Origin of the sequence: Streptomyces sp. NPDC048604 (genome assembly GCF_043199435.1) — a bacterium.
Lineage (GTDB): Bacteria > Actinomycetota > Actinomycetes > Streptomycetales > Streptomycetaceae > Streptomyces.
Genome location: NZ_JBICVX010000001.1, coordinates 376523 through 393589 on the forward strand (window position 1 = coordinate 376523; position 17067 = coordinate 393589).

A 17067-nucleotide genomic window follows, 5' to 3' on the forward strand; every position below is an offset into this window, starting at 1 on the left:
CCATGCCCGCGCCCGAGACCGCGATCGTCTCCGCCTTCGAGTCGGCGAAGGGCTTCATGCCCGTCACCGAAGGGCTCGCGCTGTACGAGGCGGCGGCCGAGGCCGGGAAGCTGGGGCTGCCGCTCCTTGAGGTCGGGACGTACTGCGGCCGGTCGACGATCCTGGTGGCGGACGCGGCCCGGCAGGCCGGCGTGGTCGCGGTCACCGTGGACCACCACCGGGGCAGCGAGGAGCAGCAGCCCGGGTGGGAGTACCACGACCCGACGGTCGTGGACCCGGAGGTCGGTCTGATGGACACGCTGCCGACGTTCCGCCGCACGCTGCGCAAGGCGGGCCTGGAGGAGCATGTGATCGCGTTGGTCGGCCGTTCGCCGCAGGTGGCGAAGGCCTGGGGCGGCGAGCTGGGCTTCGTGTTCATCGACGGCGGGCACACGGACGAGCACGCCACGAACGACTACGAGGGCTGGGCCCCGAAGGTCGCCGTCGGCGGGCTGCTCGTCATCCACGACGTGTTCCCGAACCCGGAGGACGGCGGCCAGGCCCCGTACCGGATCTATCTGCGGGCGCTCGCGTCGGGGGCGTTCGAGGAGGTCTCGGTGACCGATTCCCTGCGGGTGCTGCGGCGCGTCGGCGAGGGGATCTGACGCGGCGCGGTCGGCACGGGCAATAGAGTCGCCGCGTGCCCCACCACGTCAGGAAGCCCCTTGTCCGCACGGCCGTCGCCGTCGCCTGCGCCCTTGTGGCCGGGTGCGGCGCGACGGCCGAGCCCGACGCGAAGCCCGCCGGGCGGGATGCGTCGAAGCCCGCCGCCTCCCCCTCCGTGAGGCCCGTGAGGCCCGTCACGCCCGTCACGCCCTCCGCGGGGGCGCCGCTCGCCGGGCGGACGATCGTGATCGACCCGGGGCACAATCCGGGTAACTTCCGCCACACCGCCGAGATCAATCAGAAGGTCGACATCGGGACGAATCGCAAGGAATGCGATACGACCGGGACGGCCACCGCCGACGATTACACCGAGGCCGCATTCACCCTCGATGTTTCACACCGTCTGCGTGATCTCCTCAAGGCTCAGGGCGCGACCGTGGTCCTCACCCACGACGCCGACCGCCCTTACGGCCCCTGCATCGACGAGCGGGCCCGGATCGGCAACGAGGCGAAGGCCGACGCCGTGGTCTCCGTGCACGCGGACGGTTCGGCGGCCGGGAACCGCGGTTTTCATGTGATCCTGCCCGCACGGGTGCAGTCGGGGGCCGCGGACACCGCCCCGATCCTCGCTCCGTCGCGTACGCTCGGCGAGCGCATCGCGGCACACTTCGCGCGCGCGACCGGCACTTCGCCCGCCAACTACATCGGATCCGGCACGGGGTTGGACATCCGCGACGATCTCGGCGGGCTCAACCTCTCGACGGTTCCCAAGGTCTTCCTCGAATGCGGCAACATGCGCGATCCGAAGGACGCCGCGTTGCTCGCGAATGCGGCATGGCGCCAGAAAGCGGCGCACGGAATCGCGGAAGGCATCGGGACCTACCTGAAGGGGTAGTTCCCACGGACGATAGATTTCGTCCGGACGACGACGGTGCCACCCCCGCGCCTTGCGCGCCCTCCCGACGAGACGACCCGACGAAGGACTCTTTCACGTGAATATCCGCTCGCTCACCCGAGCCGACGGCGTGGTGATCGGAGCAGCGGTATTGCTGTTCATCGCCTCGTTCCTGAGCGTCAGCAGCTGCACCGGCAGCTTCTGCGCCAATGTGCCCTCGACGTTCTCCTGGGAGATCTCCCCGCTCGGCTGGGGCGCGTTCCTGCTCGGCATCGCCGCCGCGGCGCTCGTGGTCCTGTCGCGCGGCCTGCCGCAGCTGCAGGGGCGCAAGGTCGCGGGCCTGGACCTCGGTCAGGTCGGCGCGTCGTTCGCGGTCGCCTCGGCCTGGACGATGCTGATGTGGGTCTTCGAGTCCGGCAGCCTCGGCCCGGGCCTGATCCTCGGCGCGATCGCCGCCCTGGCGCTCGCCGGGGCCGCGGTCGCCGGTCCGCTGGTGCCGGCCCTGAAGGCGCCGCTCGTCAGCGCGCCGAAGCCGCCGGCCCCGCAGCCGTACGGGATGCAGCCGGGCCACCCCGGCCAGCAGGCCGTCCCGGGCGGCTACGGCTACCCGGGCGCGCAGCAGCACCAGCAGCCGTACGGCGACCCGCACGCGCAGCACGCCCAGCAGGGCCAGCCGTTCGGCGTCCAGCCGGGGCAGCCGCAGCCGGGTCAGCCGCAGCCGCTGCACCAGGACCACTCGCAGGGCGGTCAGCCGCAGCCGCCGGCCGGCGATTTCGCGCCGTTCTGGTTCGCGGTGCCGGCGGCCCGTCCGCTGTACGCCGAGGACGGCTCGCAGGCTCCGGTCGCCGAGCTGGCCCCGGGCACGTGGTACCTCGCGGTCGACCAGCGCGGCGACGCGCTGGTGGCGCAGACGCAGGACGGGCGCCGCGGCGTCCTCCAGGACACGACGGGCATCCAGCGCGGCTGACGCCGGTCACGCTCGCCTCGCAGCGGCCCCTCGCCCTTCCGGGCGGGGGGCCGTTGGCGTACAGTCCCGACGCAGAGCTGACGGATCGTCAGAAAGGCTGCCCGCCATGCGACTCGGACTCGCCCTCGGCTACTGGGGACGCGGCCCCTCCCCCGCGCACCTCGAACTCGCCCGCGAGGCCGAGCGGCTGGGCTACGACTCCGTGTGGACGGCCGAGGCATGGGGCTCCGACGCGTTCACCGCGCTGACCTGGATCGCCGCCCACACCTCCCGCATCAGGCTGGGCACGGCGGTCGCGCAGATGGCCGCCCGGACGCCCACGGCCACCGCGATGCACGCGCTCACCCTGGACCACCTCTCCGGGGGACGGATGCTGCTCGGACTCGGCCTGTCCGGCCCGCAGGTGGTGGAGGGCTGGTACGGCCGGCCCTTCCCCCGCTCCCCGCTGACCGCGACCCGCGAGTACGTGGACGTGATCCGGCAGGTGCTGCGCCGCGAGGGGCCGGTGGCGCTCGACGGACGCTTCCACTCCCACCCGTACGCGGGCGAGGACGGCACCGACCTCGGCAAGCCCCTCAAGCCGATCACCCACCCGCTCCGGCCGGATCTGCCCGTCCTGCTCGGCGCGGAAGGGCCGAAGAACGTCGCCCAGACGCTCAAGATCGCCGACGGCTGGCTCCCGCTGTACTGGTCGCCGACGCGGTACGCGGAGGTGTACGGCGTCGCCGCCTTCCCCGAGGACTTCCTGGTCGCCCCCATGGTCCGGGCGCAGGTCTGCGACGACGTCGCCCGGGGCCTGCTGCCGGTCAAGGCGATGCTCGGCTTCTACATCGGCGGGATGGGCCACGCGGCCCGGAACTTCCATGCGGACCTGATGGGACGCATGGGCTACGAGGCCGAGGCCCGGCACATCCAGGAGCTGTTCGCGGCCGGCCGCCGCGAAGAGGCCGTCCTGGCCGTACCGGACGCCTTCGCCGACGAGATCGCCCTGGTCGGCCCGCGCGAGCGCATCGCCGAACGCCTCGCGGCCTGGCGCGCGGGCCCGGTCACCGACCTGCTGGTCACGGCGCCGGACATGGCGACGCTGCGGGTCCTGGCGGAGCTCAACGAGGGGGGTTGAGAGGGCAGTTGATTCGAGCCCTGCCCCAACTCGCCCCTGCCTCCATACCATTCCGTATGGTACGGTCCGCGCCATGGCAAGCAAACGGGACTGGCTGGAGACCGGGCTCGGCGTGCTGCGGCGGGACGGCGCGCGGGCGCTGACCGTCGAGCGGCTGTGCGACGAACTCGACCTGACCAAGGGCTCCTTCTACCACCACTTCAAGGGCATCACCGGCTTCCGCACCGACCTGCTCGCGCACTACGAGGCCGAGCACACGAGCCGTTTCATCGCCGAGGCGGAGAGCGCCGGCGACTCCGCCCGGCAGCGGCTGCAGCGCCTGCACGACCTCGTCCTCGACACCGGGGACGAGGACGTCGACAGCGCCATCCGCTCCTGGGCGCTGCAGGACCCCGAGGCGCGCACCGTCCAGGAGCGCGTGGACCGCGCCCGCGTCGCCTATCTGCGCGCCCTCTGGCAGGGCCTCGGCGGCCCGGAGGCCGACGTCGGGCCGATGGCCCGGCTGCTGTACCTGGTCCTCGTCGGCGCCCAGCAGGTCGTCCCGCCGGTCACCGCCGCCGAACTGCGCGAGGTCTACGCCCTGGCCCTGCGCCTCGCCCCCCAGGAGGACCCGTCGTGACCCCGCACCCGCTCGCCCGCCGGGTCCCCCGGCTGATCATCGCCGTCGCGCTGCTCCACTTCGTCTGGGGCCTGGTCGCCCAGCCGCACGCCTGGGGCGCGATAGGGCGCGACGGCGTCCTGCGCAGCGTCGTCGACACGGACGCCCGGGACCACTTCCTGCGCGAGTTCAGCGTCTGGTGGATGGTCTCCGGCGTGGCGCTACTCGCCATCGGCACCCTGGCCCGGCACGCCGTCCGCACCACCGGCCGGCTGCCCGCCCAGGTCGGCTGGTACCTGGTGGCCGTGGGCGTACCCCTGTGCGTGCTCTACTTCCCCGTCACGGGCGGCTGGCCCGTGCTCGCCACCGGCCTCCTCGGCCTCGCCGCCGCCCGCCGGCCCGCCGGACCGGACCGGTCGTCCCCGCCGCCCCTCACGGAAGGCGGCACGCTGTGACGACGAACCCGACGCCCGTCCTACCCCCCGCCCGCTGGGCGGTGTGGGCGGCCTGGGCCGCTCCGCTGGGCGTCCTGCCGTCCTCGGTGTGGCGCGTGGCCGTCGGCTTCACGGACGACCACGGCACCGAGGAGATCGTCTACATGATGGTCCTGAGCGCCCTGACGGTCGGGCTCGCCCTTCTCACCGTCGGCCTGGTCCGGAGCTGGGGCGAGACGTTCCCGCGCCTGCTGCCGCTGGTGGGCGGACGCCCGGTGCCGGCCCGCACCGTCGTGCGGATCGCGCGGACCGGCGGCGTGCTGCTCGTCCTCATCACCCTGTACGGCGCCCTCAACAACGCCTTCGGGTTCGTCGAGCGGGGTCACGTGCTCATCGGCCGGGGCACGGCCGGGCGACGGGTCGGCCACTGAGCCGTACGCCTCAGGCCCCGCAGCAGTCCGGTTCCAGGCCCCGGGGCAGCCGTTCGCCGCCGAAGACCGCCACCGTCGCCTCGTCGCCGCCCAGCGCCGCGACCGCGAGCAGCAGGGAGCCGGCGGTCCAGGTGGTGAGCTCCTCCGGCCAGACCGCGCGGTTGCCCTCGAAGACGTACCCCGTCCAGTACATGCCGCCGTCGGCGCGCAGGTGCTGGATCGACTGGAGGATCTCCAGGGCCCGGTCGGACTCGCCCATCGCCCAGAGCGTGAGCGCCAGTTCGCAGCTCTCGCCGCCGGTCACCCACGGGTTGGGCAGCACGCAGCGGACGCCGAGGCCGGGGACCACGAAGTCGTCCCACTGCGCGTCGATCCGGGCCTTGGCCTCCGGGCCGGTCACCGCGCCGCCGAGGACCGGGTAGTACCAGTCCATGGAGTAGCGGGACTTGTCGAGGAAACGCTCGGGGTGACGGCGGATCGCGTGGCCGAGCGCCCCGGCCGCGAGCTCCCAGTCCGGCTGCGGCTCCTCGCGCGCCTCGGCGATGGCGAGGGCGCAGCGCAGCGCCTGGTGGATGGACGAACTGCCGGTGAGCAGCGCGTCGGTGACGGGCGTGCCGTCGGCCTCGCGCTTCCAGCCGATCTGCCCGCCGGGCTGCTGCAGCCCGAGGACGAACTCGACGGCCGCGTACACGGCGGGCCACATGCGGTCGAGGAACGCGTCGTCGCCGGTGGCGAGGTAGTGGTGCCAGACGCCGACGGCAAGGTACGCGACGAAGTTGGACTCGCGGCCGCGGTCGGTGACGTCGTCCGGGTCGCCGTCCTGGTAGGCGGCGTACCAGGACCCGTCGGCGTTCTGGTGGCGGACCAGCCACGCGTACGCGCGGTCCGCGGCGGCGTGTTCGCCGGCGGTGTCCAGCGCCATGGCGGCCTCGGTGTGGTCCCACGGGTCCAGGTGGTGGCCCCGGAACCACGGGATCGCGCCGTCCTCGCGCTGGGCGGCGAGTATCCCGGCCACGGTCTCGGCGGCCTGCTCGGCGGTGAGCACGCCGGGCAGGACGAGGTGCTCGGCGATCCGCTCGGGAGACGTCACGCGTCGGCCTTCGGCAGGTGCGGCTTGGTGGCGTAGACGACGAAGCTCTTGCCGACGACCGGGTTGAGCAGCTGCTCGGCGACCCGGGTCACCGCGGGCTTCTTCATGATGTCCCAGACCAGCAGCTTGTGGTACGCGCGGACCGGCAGCGCCTTGTCGTTGTCCACGCCGAACGCGCACTTCAGCCACCAGTACGGGGAGTGCAGGGCGTGCGCGTGGTGGCTGCCGTAGGGGCGCAGGCCCGCCTGGCGGATCTTGCCGAGCAGCTCGTCGGCCTTGTAGATGCGGATGTGGCCGCCCTCGACCTCGTGGTACTCGTCGGAGAGCGCCCAGCAGACCTTCTCCGGGCCGTAGCGCGGGACGGTGATCGCGATCCGGCCGCCCGGCTTCAGCACCCGGACCATCTCGGCGAGCACGCCCTTGTCGTCCGGGATGTGCTCCATGACCTCGGAGATGATCACGACGTCGAAGGAGTCGTCCGGGAACGGCAGGTTGAGCGCGTCGCCCTCCATCGCGGTGGCGCTCGCCCCGGCCGGAGCCTCGCCGGCCTCCTTCATGGCGGCGAACCACTTGGCGACCTCGCGGATCTCCTCGCCGTTCTGGTCGAGGGCCACCACCTGGGCGCCGCGCCGGTAACACTCGAACGCATGCCGCCCCGCCCCACACCCGAGATCGAGCACACGATCACCGGGGGCGAGCGGAAAACGAGTGAAGTCGACGGTCAGCACGGGGTGCTCCTGCTTTCGGGGTTGAGGGAGGACTGGGGCGTTGTTGTGGGCGTCACCGACGGACTCCGGCACCTTGCCGGGCGATGGCCTCGCGATACAGCTCGGCCGTCCCCTGAGCCGCCCGCGCCCAGGTGAACCGCTCCAGCACCCGCGCCCGCCCGCCCGCACCGAGCCGCGCGCGCAGCGCGGAGTCGCCCAGCACCCGCCCGAGCGCCGCGGCCAGCGCGCCCGCGTCCCCCGGCGCCACGGCGAGGCAGGTCTCGCCGTCGGGCCCCGCGACCTCCGGAATCGCCCCGCCCGTCGTCGCGACGAGCGCGGTCCCCGTGGCCATCGCCTCCGCGGCCGGCAGCGAGAACCCCTCGTACAGCGACGGCACGCACGCGACCTGCGCCGACCGCACGAGGTCGACCAGCTCCGCGTCGGAGATGCCCTTCACGAACCGCACCGCGTCCACGAGCCCGTACCGCTCGATCGCCTGGGCCACCGGCCCGTCCTCGGCGCGCTTGCCGACGACGACGAGGTGCGCGTCCGGGTTCTCGGTGCGCAGCTTCGCGAGCGCCTCGACGAGATGGACCAGGCCCTTGAGCGGGACGTCCGCGCTGGACGTGGTGACGATCCGCCCGGGAACCTCCGCGACGGAGGGGTCGGGCGACCACAGATCCGTGTCCGCGCCGATGTGCACGACGCGGATCCGCTCCGGCCGTACCCCGAGGTGTTCGACGATCTCCTGCTCGGAGGAGCCGGAGACGGTGAGCACGGACGGCAGCCGGCGGGCGACCCGCTTCTGCATCCGCGTGAACGCGTACCAGCGGCGGACGGACGCGCGCCGCTTCCAGCCTTCGGCGGCGTCGAGCTCGAGCTGCCGGTCGACGGTGATCGGGTGGTGGATCGTGGTGACCAGCGGCGCGCCGATCGCGGCGGGGCCGCCGAGGAGCCCGTACCCGAGGGTCTGGTTGTCGTGGACGACGTCGAACGCACCGCGGCGGGCGGCGAGGTGCCGCCGGGCCCGCAGCGAGAAGGTGAGCGGCTCGGGGAAGCCGCCGGTCCACATGGTCGCGACCTCGAGGGCGTCGACCCAGTCCCGGTACTCGTCGCGCTTCGGGGTGCGGAACGGGTCGGGCTGCCGGTACAGGTCGAGGCTGGGCAGTTCGGTCAGGCGGAGGCCGGCGAGGTCCTCGCCCTCGTCGAGCACCGGGTACGGCTGAGAGCCGATGACCTCGACGCTGTGGCCGAGCCGGGCGAGCTCGCGGGAGAGGTGCCGGACGTAGACGCCCTGGCCGCCGCAGAACGGATTGCCCTTGTACGTGAGGAGAGCGATCCGCAACGGACCGTCACCTTCGGTGGCGCCCGGACGGGGGCTTGCCTCTACGGCCTCAGCGGTCACTCGGGGCCCCCTGTCTCACTGCGTTTCGCGGGAGCGTAACCGCTCGCGCTAATCTAGAACAAGTTACAGACTTGATCGTTCTTGATCGTTCAAGGAGCATCGAATCTACCGGCAGGTAGCGCCCCTGTGAGAGCCGGAGCAGGTGATTCGCGCCACGGCGCGAGCGCCGCCATACTGGCGCGAACCTACGCCACGGAACGGGACTCATGACCGCGGAAGACAGACCTGCGTCGCCTCCCCTGACGGAACGCCAGGAGGCCCGCCGCCGCCGTATCCTCCACGCCAGCGCCCAGCTGGCGAGCCGGGGCGGTTTCGACGCCGTGCAGATGCGCGAGGTCGCCGAGGCGGCGGGGGTCGCGCTCGGGACGCTGTACCGCTACTTCCCTTCCAAGATCCATCTGCTGGTCGCGACGATGCAGGACCAGCTGGAGGGCCTGCACACCACGCTGCGCAAGCGGCCCCCGGCCGGCGACGACGCGGCCCAGCGGGTCGCCGAGACCCTGATGCGGGCCTTCCGCGCGCTGCAGCGCGAGCCGCACCTGGCGGACGCGATGGTCAGGGCGCTGACCTTCGCGGACCGCAGCGTGAGCCCCGAGGTGGACACGGTCTCGCGGCAGACGACCGCGATCATCCTGGACGCGATGGGCCTGGAGCACCCGACGCCGCAGCAGCTGTCCGCGGTCCGCGTCATCGAGCACACCTGGCACTCCGCCCTGATCACCTGGCTCTCGGGCCGGGCGTCGATCGCCCAGGTGAAGATCGACATCGAGACGGTCTGCCGGCTCATCGACCTGACGGCGAACGAGCCGGCGCCGCGACCGCGCGGCTGAAGCGGCTGAAACCGAAGCGGTCACGGCGTCCCGGCCTTCTCCGAAAACGGCTCGCCGGCGTCGTACTCCTCCTGCTCCTCCGGCGGGAAGACCTACTCCTCCGGCGGGAAGACCTGTTCCCCGCCGCCGAGCAGCGTGATGGTGATCGCCTCGACGGGACAGCCCTCCGCCGCCGCGAGCACCCTCTCGTCGGCGTCTGCGTCGGCCGCCTGCGGGTGGGACTGACGGGCGGCGTCGAGCCGGAAGCCGTCGGGGGCGTTGTTGATGCACAGGCCCGAGCCGATGCAGACCCGGCGGTCGACCTCGACGTGCCAGCGGTCCCCCATCACGCGCCGCCTTCCGGGGCGTCCGGGGCCTCGTAACCGGCGGGCAGGTGGATCATCTTGTGCTCCAGGTACTCGCCGAGGCCCTCGGGACCGAACTCGCGGCCCAGGCCCGAGTTCTTGTAGCCGCCGAAGGGGCCGAGCATGTCGAGGCTGAAGGTGTTGACGTTGAACGTGCCGGTGCGGACCCGGCGGGCGAAGTCGACGCCGTGCTCGACGTCGGAGGTCCAGACGCTGCCGCTGAGCCCGTACGCGGAGTCGTTCGCGATGCGCAGGGCCTCGGCCTCGTCCCGGTACGGCAGGAGGCAGATGACCGGCCCGAAGATCTCCTCGCGGGCGACGCGCATCGCGTTGTCGACGCCGCCGAGGAGGGTGGGCTCGACGTACCAGCCCCGGTCGAGCCCGGCCGGCCGGCCGCCGCCGGCGAGCACCTTGGCGCCCTCGTCCTGCCCGATGCGGATGTAGTCGAGCGAGCGCTGCTGCTGGCGCTGGGCGACCAGCGGTCCGACCTGGGTGGCCGGGTCGAGCGGATCGCCGACGACCAGCGCGCCGGCCGCGGCCGCGAACGCGTCGGCGAACTCGTCGTACCGGCCCTCGGGGACGAGGATGCGGGTCTGGGCGACGCACGCCTGGCCGTTGTTCATCCAGGCGGCCGGGACGATGCCGGCGACGGCGGTCGCGGCGTCCGCGTCCGGCAGCACCACCGCGGCGGACTTGCCGCCGAGTTCGAGGGTGACCCGGGTGAGGTTGCGCGAGGCGACCTCCATGACGCGCTTGCCGGCGGCGACGGAGCCGGTGAAGGAGACCTTGTCGACGCCGGGGTGCCCGACGAGGTACTCGCTGACCTCCCGGTCGGCGGGCAGGATCGACAGCACGCCCTCCGGCAGCCCGGCCTCGGCCGCGATCTCGCCGAGGATGTACGAGTCGAGCGGCGACTCCGGCGACGGCTTGAGGACCACCGTGCAGCCGGCCAGCAGCGCCGGTCCGAGCTTGGCGGCGGCGGTGAACTGCGGCACGTTCCACGGCACCACGGCGGCGACCACGCCGACCGGCTCGCGCCGCACGAGGAGCGGCCCGAGGACGCCGGAGCGCCGCGACTCGTACGGGAACTCGCGGGCCACGGTGATCGCCGCGTCCCAGACCATCATCGCCCCGAGGGCCTGGGCGAGGACGCTCCAGGAGTAGGGGGAGCCGTTCTGGGCGGAGACGGAGCGGGCGATCTCCTCGTGCCGCACGGCGACGGCGTCCTTGATCCGGCCGACGACCTCGATCCGCTCCTGGAGCGTCATCCGCGGCCAGGGCCCCTCGTCGAAGGCCCGGCGCGCGGCGGCGACGGCCCGGTCCACGTCCGCCTCGGACGCGTGCGGCACCCGCCCGATGACCTGCTCGGTGTGGGGCGAGACGACGTCGATGACGCCGGTGCCGAGCGGGTCGGTCAACGCCCCGCCGATGAACAGCTTTCCGTGCTCCACAAGCTCGGTCATGGCCGATTGCCTCCCGTGAACCCGCCCGGTTCGGATGCTTTCTGACGCTGTTTCAGAACTGATATCAGTTCTAGTTATGGGGAGCAATGGCCGTGCGCCCGGCAGCGTCGTCGAGGATGTTCCGGAGCCGGGCCCGGCACTCCGCGACGAAGGCCGGGAAACTGTCCCGGTAGTACGAGATCCCGCTCGCCGCCACCGCGACCGCCCAGGCCCGCGCCCGGATCCAGGTCGCCTCGTCGAGGCCGAGGGCGTCCCGGTACGCGTGGCGCGCCGCCGCCGGCAGGTCCCAGACGGTGGCGTGCTCGGCGTCGGGGCGGCCGATCGAGAGCCCGCCGAAGTCGATGACCGCGTGCAGCCGGCCGTCCCGGACCAGCAGGTTGGTCGGCTTGAGGTCGCCGTGCAGCCACCCCTGCGGCCCGGACGCCTCGGGCAGCGCGAGCCCGGCGCGCCACATCCCCTCCAGCACGTCCACGTCGAACTCGTCGCCCACCAGGGCCCGGCAGTCCTCGAGGCTCGGGCCGACCCACTCGTCGCAGGGCGCGAGCGGGCCCCCGCGGTACCAGCTCAGGTCGCTCGCCTCCGAGCGCGTCGCGCCCATGAGGTCGGCGCGGTGGAGTTCCCGTACGGCCTCGGCCAGATCGGCGCCGAAGGCCGCCCAGTCCCGGACGGTGTCCGGACCGGCCTCGGCACCGTCGATCCAGCGGTAGACCGACCACGGGAGCGGGAAGCCGGCGGCCGGCGTCCCGGCGTGCACGGGCTCGGGCACGGCCACCCCGAGCAGCGGTGCCAGGCGCGGCAGCCACTCCTGCTCCTTGCGCACGGCGCGCCCGTTGCCGGCGGTCCGCGGCAGCCGGACGAGCAGTTCGTCGCCGAGCCGGTACATGGTGTTGTCGGTTCCCGCGCCCGCGGCGGAGAGCGGCAACGCGGCCCACTCCGGCCGCTGTTCGGCGAGCAGGGAGCGGACGAGGGTCTCGTCGGCGGGGATCTCGTTCTCGTGCAGTGTCACGCGGGGAGTCTGGCGGCCCGGGCCGGGGTGGGCCACCGGGTTTCGGACGCGGAACGTGAGCCATCCCACCCCGACGGCGCTCTGACGATCCGTCAGTTCGGCTCGTTATAGTGGCCCGACGGCCGGGTCGGACCGGTCCCGTGGGGAGAGACGAGGGCGCTCATGACGACGGCCGGACCACAGGTGACCGAACACGGGGGCGGGGTCTGGGGGATACAGGTGCCGATCCCGGACAACCCCCTCGGGCACACGCTCGTGCACGTCCTCGACACGGACCGCGGACCGGTGCTGATCGACACCGGCTGGGACGACCCCGCGTCCTGGGACGAGCTGAGCGGCGGGCTCGCGGCGCTCGGGACGTCCGTCGCCGACGTCCACGGCGTCGTCATCACGCACCACCACCCGGACCACCACGGCCTGTCCGAGCGCGTCCGCGAAGAGTCCGGGGCGTGGATCGCCATGCACGCCGCCGACGCCGACGTCGTACGGCGCACCCGCGCCGCCGAACCCGGCACCTGGCTCGACTATCTCGCGCACAAGCTCGCCGCCGTCGGCGCGCCCGACGAGCACACCGCGCCGCTCCGGGCCGCCCGCGCCTCCGGGCGGCTGCGGACCATGCCGGGGCTCTCCTCCGCGCTCCCCGACCGCGAGATCGTCCCCGGCGAGCTCCTCGACCTCCCCGGCCGCCGCCTGCGCGGCATCTGGACCCCCGGCCACACGCCCGGCCACGTCTGCCTGCACCTGGAGGAGGAGCATCCCGCGCAACTCCCCGGCAACGGCCGGCTGTTCTCCGGCGACCACCTGCTGCCGGGGATCACGCCGCACATCGGCCTCTACGAGGACCCCGACGATGCGACCGTCACGGACCCCCTTGGCGACTACCTCGACTCCCTGGAGCGGATCGGCCGGCTCGGCGTCGCCGAGGTGCTCCCCGCCCACCAGCACGCCTTCGCCGACGCCGGCGGACGGGTGCGGGAACTGCTCGACCACCACGAGGAGCGGCTGACCGGACTGCTCGGTCTCCTCGCCGTCCCCCTCACGCCGTGGCAGCTCGCCGAGCGGATGGAGTGGAACCGGCCGTGGGAGCAGATCCCGTACGGCTCCCGGAACATCGCGGTCAGCGAGGCCGAGGCGCACCTGCGCCGCCTGGTGAAGCTCGGCCGCGCGGAGGCGGTGCCGGGGACGGAGCCGGTGGCGTACCGGGCGGTGTGACGTCAGGCCTTGACGATGCGGACCGCCGACGCCGTGGCGACCACGGGGACCACGCCGAGGGCGAGGAGCAGCACGGGGACGGTGAGCCAGGTGAGCAGCGGCTCGCCGGCGGTCCTGTCGTGGTCGATGCCCTGGTACACGGCCCAGAACCACAGCACGTGCAGGACGAGCGCCGCGCACAGGCCGATCCAGTACACGCCGACCGCCGCCGACCACAGCCGGATCCGGACGACGGGCGCGGTCGACAGCCGTCCCCGGTACCAGTGGAGCCCCGCCATCGCCCCGACGAGGAGCAGCGTCCCCGGGAGCCGCCACGAGTCGCCGAGGGCCCAGCGGTACAGGCCGCCCTGCTGGTCGGCCGGATCCGGCCAGCGCTCGGCCCAGTCCATGAGCTGCACCCCGCCGAGGAGATAGGCGAGCATCGGCAGGAGGAACCACAGCCCCTGCAGCGGCTGCCCCATCCCGGAACGCAGGGCACCGACGGCCTCGTCACGGCTCGGGGACGGCGGGGCGCCGGGGAGCACGGCGGTCGGGGGCGGGAGGTACGCGGGTGAGGTGACCGCGTCGGCGCCGGCCGGCGGGTCGGCGGCCCGTGGGTCGGCGGCCGGTGGGTCGGCGGCCGGAGACCGGGTCGCCGTGTCAGGCTCCGCGAGCCCCGACGCCCGCGCGCTCGCGGGCTCGCTCTCCTCCACCTCCGCCTCGGCGTTGAGGAGTTCCTCCGCCTTCTGTGCGATGGCGGCGACGACGGGCGCCGGGAGCCAGGGGCCGGCGTCCTGCCCGTGCCCCTCCGCGAGGGCGCGCAGGGCGGCGGCGTCCGGGCGGTCGTCGGGGCGCTTGGCCAGGCAGGCCCGTACCGTCTCGCCGTAGGAGCCGTCCAGATCCGCGAGGTCCGGCTCGTGGTGCACCACCCGGTACAGCAGTTCGGCCACCGAGCCGCCCCTGAAAGGCCCGCGCCCGCTCGCCGCGAAGGCGAGCACCGCGCCGAGCGAGAACACGTCCGCGGCGGAGCCGACCGTCCGGCCCTCCGCCTGCTCCGGCGCCATGTAGCCGGGCGAACCGACCACCAGTCCCGTGCCGGTCAGCGCCGTCTCGTCGGCGGAGCGGGCGATGCCGAAGTCGATGAGCAGCGGCCCCGCCTGCGCGAGCAGCACGTTGGACGGTTTGACGTCCCGGTGCACCAGGCCCGCCGCGTGCACCCCCTCCAGCGCCCGCGCGAGCCCGGAAAGCAGCCGCCACCGCGCCGGCTCCGGCAGCGGCCCATGGGTCAGGACGGCGTCGGAGAGCGCGGGGCCCGGCACGTACGCGGTGGCCAGCCAGGGCATGTCCGCCTCCGGGTCGGCGTCGAGCACCGGCACCGTCCCGGCCCCGCGCAGCGACCGCGCCGCCCGGACCTCGCGGGCGAAGCGCGTGCGGAAGCCCCGGTCCCCGGCGATCGCGCCGTGCACGACCTTGAGCGCCACGGTCCGCCCGCCGGGCGAGCGTGCGAGGTAGACGCGGCCCATGCCGCCTTCGCCCAGGCGGTACAGGAGCCGGTACGCGCCGATCCTGCGCGGGTCGTCCCCGGTCAGCCCGGTCAACGCCTGCTGCACGCCACACCCCCGTGAGGATCGCCCGCCGCCCGTGCCCGGACGCCAGTCAGCATGGCACAGCCGCGCCGGCCCGGCACGGGCGCGGACGGGCCCCGGTGTGAGGCCGCTCGCACCCCCTCATCGGGCGGAGTACCTGCCGGTAGAGTGTGCGAGTCGTCCTCATTGCCCGAACGGGGGGAAGCCGGTGCGAATCCGGCACTGACCCGCAGCCGTGAGCCACCGTGAAATCCGTACCCGTTCGGTGGCGAGTCGGAATGCCCCGTCCGGGACGTGACCGCCGGCACCGTCGAGGAGTACGGAGCCGAGCCTGGTGCCCCAAGCGTGCCGGCGCCCGGCCCCCCGCAGGGAGAGGCCCGCCCGCATGTTCACCGTCCGCCGCGCCGCCGCGGCGCTCGCCGCCGCCGCCGTGCTCAGCACCGCAGCCGCCGGGCTCGCCGCCCCCGTCGCGGTCGCCGCGCCCTCCCCCGCTCCGTCCCCGGCGCTCCCGAAGGGCCTGTACGGCACGGGCGACCCCGCGTACGACGGCGTCTGGCGGCAGTCGCTCGCCTTCATCGCCCAGCACTCGGTCGGCATCGAGCCGGCCCGCCCGGCCGTCGACTGGCTGCTGGCCCAGCAGTGCGACAGCGGCGCGTTCGCCTCGTACCGCCCCGACCCGTCGAAGACCTGCGACCCGAAGACGCTGCTCGACACCAACGCCACCGCCGTCGCCCTCCAGGCCCTGGCCGGAACCGAGCGCGAGCCGACCGTCCCGGGCAAGCCGTCCGACCCGGCGACCGTGGCGTACAAGGCGGCCGTGAACTGGCTGAAGGGCGTGCAGAACCCGGACGGCGGCTGGGGCTACAACCCCGGCAGCCCGAGCGACGCCAACTCCACCTCCATCGTCGTCGGCGCGTTCGCCGCGGTCGGCCAGAAGCCCGGCGACGTGACGTCGAAGGCCGGCAAGACGCCGTACGACGCGCTGCTCGGCTTCGCGATCCCGTGCACCGACGCGTCCGGTCCGGGCGCGTTCGCGTACCAGCCGGACAAGACCGGGAAGCTGTACGCCAACGCCGACGCGACCGCCGCCGCGACGCTCGCCGGTCTCGGCAAGGGCATCCTCGCGGGCAACGTGAAGCCGCAGCAGAACCCGAGCTGCGAGGACAAGACCCCGCAGACGGTCGACCGGGCCGCGCTGAACGGCGCGTCCTACCTGGCCGCCGCGCTCGCGAAGACCGGCCACCTCGACGCCCCGCCGATGCCCGGCGCCACGGACACGACGCCGCAGCCGGACTTCGGCAACACCGCGGACGCCGTCGTCGCGCTCGGCGCGTCCGGCCACACCAAGGAGGCGACGGGCGCCCTCGCCTGGCTGGAGCAGAACGCCCCGGCCTGGGCGAAGACGGGCGGCCCGGCCGCGTACGCGCAGCTCGTCCTCGCCGCGAAGGCGATGGGCGCGGACCCGCACAAGTTCGGCGGCACGGACCTGGTGGAAGCCCTCAACGCGACCGGTCCTGCGCCGCAGGGCCCGGAGACGACCGGCAACCACGCGGAGGACGAGGGCGCGTTCAACCTGTGGTGGATCCTCGGCATCGGCACGATCGTCGGCGTCGGGGTCGGCTTCCTGCTGAGCGGTCGCAAGAAGTGAGGCGCGGGGCCCGTGCGACGGGCGTCGTCGCGACGCTGCTGCTGACGCTGTTCTGCGTGGCCGCCGCGCCGGCACAGGCCGCCGGTTACCGCTACTGGTCGTTCTGGGAGAGCGCCGCGGGCAAGTGGACGTACGCCTCGCAGGGTCCGGCGACCGCGCGCCCCGCGGACGGTGCGGTCGACGGCTTCCGCTTCGCGGTCAGCGCCGACTCCTCCGACTCGGCGCAGCCGCGCACGGCCCCCGACTTCGCCGAGATCTGCGCCGGCACGCCGGCGAAGGCGGGCACGAAGCGCGTCGCCGTGGTCGTCGACTTCGGCACGCCCGAGCACGCCCCGGCGGGCGAGACGCCGCCGCGGCAGCGCACGGCCTGCGCGCAGATCGGCGCGGACGGCACGAGCGCGGAGGCGCTGGCGGCGGTGGCGAAGCCGCTGCGGTACAACAGCGAGGCGCTGCTGTGCGGGATCTCGGGCTACCCGAGGACGGGCTGCGGCGAACAGGTGGACGTGGCGAAGGAGAACGCGGCCGAGGAGGGCGCGGCCGAGGACGGCGCGGCGAAGCGCACACCGGAACCGGCCGCGGGCGCGGACGGTTCGGGCGGCCCGTCGCTGGGGATCGTCGCGGGCGCGGCGGCGGTCGTGGCACTGGGCGCGGCCGGCTGGTGGCAGGCGAGCCGCCGCCGTCGCGGCCGCTGACGTACCGACACGTGC

The 17067-nt window shown here is 73.9% G+C and carries 18 protein-coding genes and 1 riboswitch; of the genes, 11 read left to right on the top strand and 7 right to left on the bottom strand.

The window, feature by feature from the left end; all coding sequences use genetic code 11:
- Positions 1-2: 2 nt before the first annotated feature.
- The 7 genes from ACGFMM_RS01845 to ACGFMM_RS01875 all read left to right on the top strand — a co-directional run bounded on the left by ACGFMM_RS01845 (position 3) and on the right by ACGFMM_RS01875 (position 5090).
- A complete protein-coding gene (locus tag ACGFMM_RS01845; RefSeq protein WP_393642169.1) occupies positions 3-644 on the top strand; it encodes a class I SAM-dependent methyltransferase in 642 nt (213 codons plus the stop codon).
- Positions 645-679: 35 nt separating this feature from the next.
- Positions 680-1540, top strand: a complete 861-nt coding sequence (locus ACGFMM_RS01850) for an N-acetylmuramoyl-L-alanine amidase (RefSeq protein ID WP_393642170.1) — start codon at positions 680-682, stop codon at positions 1538-1540.
- 97 nt (positions 1541-1637) lie between these two features.
- Positions 1638-2507 carry a hypothetical protein gene (locus tag ACGFMM_RS01855; protein WP_393642172.1) on the top strand — a complete coding sequence of 290 codons (870 nt, stop codon included), beginning with the start codon at positions 1638-1640 and terminating at the stop codon, positions 2505-2507.
- A 106-nt stretch (positions 2508-2613) separates the two neighbouring features.
- On the top strand, positions 2614-3627 hold the full coding sequence (locus tag ACGFMM_RS01860; RefSeq protein WP_393642174.1) for an LLM class F420-dependent oxidoreductase: 1014 nt from the start codon (positions 2614-2616) through the stop codon (positions 3625-3627).
- Positions 3628-3700: 73 nt separating this feature from the next.
- Complete coding sequence (locus ACGFMM_RS01865; protein ID WP_393642176.1) at positions 3701-4246, top strand: TetR/AcrR family transcriptional regulator; 546 nt, start codon at positions 3701-3703, stop codon at positions 4244-4246.
- Positions 4243-4680 (top strand): DUF6463 family protein, encoded by a 438-nt coding sequence (locus ACGFMM_RS01870; protein ID WP_393642177.1) that lies wholly within the window; start codon positions 4243-4245, stop codon positions 4678-4680. Before ACGFMM_RS01865 ends, ACGFMM_RS01870 begins: the two co-directional genes overlap by 4 nt.
- Positions 4677-5090: a hypothetical protein gene (locus ACGFMM_RS01875; protein ID WP_393642179.1), complete on the top strand. Its 414-nt coding sequence runs from the start codon at positions 4677-4679 to the stop codon at positions 5088-5090. The genes ACGFMM_RS01870 and ACGFMM_RS01875 overlap by 4 nt, the downstream gene beginning before the upstream one ends.
- Positions 5091-5100: 10 nt before the next feature.
- Here the strand turns inward: ACGFMM_RS01875 and ACGFMM_RS01880 are convergent, their stop codons facing one another.
- The 3 genes from ACGFMM_RS01880 to ACGFMM_RS01890 are packed head-to-tail and all read right to left on the bottom strand — an operon-like array spanning position 5101 to position 8292.
- Positions 5101-6180 (bottom strand): prenyltransferase, encoded by a 1080-nt coding sequence (locus ACGFMM_RS01880; RefSeq protein WP_393642181.1) that lies wholly within the window; start codon positions 6178-6180, stop codon positions 5101-5103.
- Positions 6177-6908, bottom strand: a complete 732-nt coding sequence (locus tag ACGFMM_RS01885) for a class I SAM-dependent methyltransferase (RefSeq protein WP_393642183.1) — start codon at positions 6906-6908, stop codon at positions 6177-6179. Before ACGFMM_RS01885 ends, ACGFMM_RS01880 begins: the two co-directional genes overlap by 4 nt.
- 52 nt (positions 6909-6960) lie before the next feature.
- Complete coding sequence (locus ACGFMM_RS01890; protein ID WP_393642185.1) at positions 6961-8292, bottom strand: glycosyltransferase family 4 protein; 1332 nt, start codon at positions 8290-8292, stop codon at positions 6961-6963.
- 206 nt (positions 8293-8498) lie between these two features.
- Here ACGFMM_RS01890 and ACGFMM_RS01895 point away from each other — a divergent pair, with 206 nt between their 5' ends.
- A complete protein-coding gene (locus ACGFMM_RS01895) occupies positions 8499-9122 on the top strand; it encodes a TetR family transcriptional regulator (protein ID WP_393642187.1) in 624 nt (207 codons plus the stop codon).
- A gap of 92 nt (positions 9123-9214) precedes the next feature.
- Here ACGFMM_RS01895 and ACGFMM_RS01900 read toward each other — a convergent pair whose 3' ends face one another.
- The 3 genes from ACGFMM_RS01900 to ACGFMM_RS01910 all read right to left on the bottom strand — a co-directional run bounded on the left by ACGFMM_RS01900 (position 9215) and on the right by ACGFMM_RS01910 (position 11935).
- Positions 9215-9448 carry a ferredoxin gene (locus tag ACGFMM_RS01900; RefSeq protein ID WP_393642188.1) on the bottom strand — a complete coding sequence of 78 codons (234 nt, stop codon included), beginning with the start codon at positions 9446-9448 and terminating at the stop codon, positions 9215-9217.
- Positions 9448-10929: an aldehyde dehydrogenase gene (locus tag ACGFMM_RS01905; RefSeq protein ID WP_393642190.1), complete on the bottom strand. Its 1482-nt coding sequence runs from the start codon at positions 10927-10929 to the stop codon at positions 9448-9450. The genes ACGFMM_RS01900 and ACGFMM_RS01905 overlap by 1 nt, the downstream gene beginning before the upstream one ends.
- Positions 10930-10999: 70 nt before the next feature.
- On the bottom strand, positions 11000-11935 hold the full coding sequence (locus ACGFMM_RS01910; protein ID WP_393642192.1) for an aminoglycoside phosphotransferase family protein: 936 nt from the start codon (positions 11933-11935) through the stop codon (positions 11000-11002).
- 162 nt (positions 11936-12097) lie between these two features.
- Between ACGFMM_RS01910 and ACGFMM_RS01915 the strand changes: the two genes are divergently transcribed.
- On the top strand, positions 12098-13147 hold the full coding sequence (locus tag ACGFMM_RS01915) for an MBL fold metallo-hydrolase (RefSeq protein WP_393642193.1): 1050 nt from the start codon (positions 12098-12100) through the stop codon (positions 13145-13147).
- Positions 13148-13149: 2 nt separating this feature from the next.
- Here the strand turns inward: ACGFMM_RS01915 and ACGFMM_RS01920 are convergent, their stop codons facing one another.
- Positions 13150-14736: a serine/threonine-protein kinase gene (locus tag ACGFMM_RS01920; RefSeq protein ID WP_393642194.1), complete on the bottom strand. Its 1587-nt coding sequence runs from the start codon at positions 14734-14736 to the stop codon at positions 13150-13152.
- 174 nt (positions 14737-14910) lie between these two features.
- A riboswitch (cobalamin riboswitch) is annotated at positions 14911-14996 on the top strand.
- Positions 14997-15097: 101 nt separating this feature from the next.
- Here ACGFMM_RS01920 and ACGFMM_RS01925 point away from each other — a divergent pair.
- Both ACGFMM_RS01925 and ACGFMM_RS01930 read left to right on the top strand, forming a co-directional pair.
- Complete coding sequence (locus ACGFMM_RS01925; RefSeq protein WP_393642196.1) at positions 15098-16360, top strand: prenyltransferase/squalene oxidase repeat-containing protein; 1263 nt, start codon at positions 15098-15100, stop codon at positions 16358-16360.
- Positions 16357-17052: an SCO2322 family protein gene (locus ACGFMM_RS01930; RefSeq protein ID WP_393642198.1), complete on the top strand. Its 696-nt coding sequence runs from the start codon at positions 16357-16359 to the stop codon at positions 17050-17052. Before ACGFMM_RS01925 ends, ACGFMM_RS01930 begins: the two co-directional genes overlap by 4 nt.
- Positions 17053-17067 lie beyond the last annotated feature (15 nt).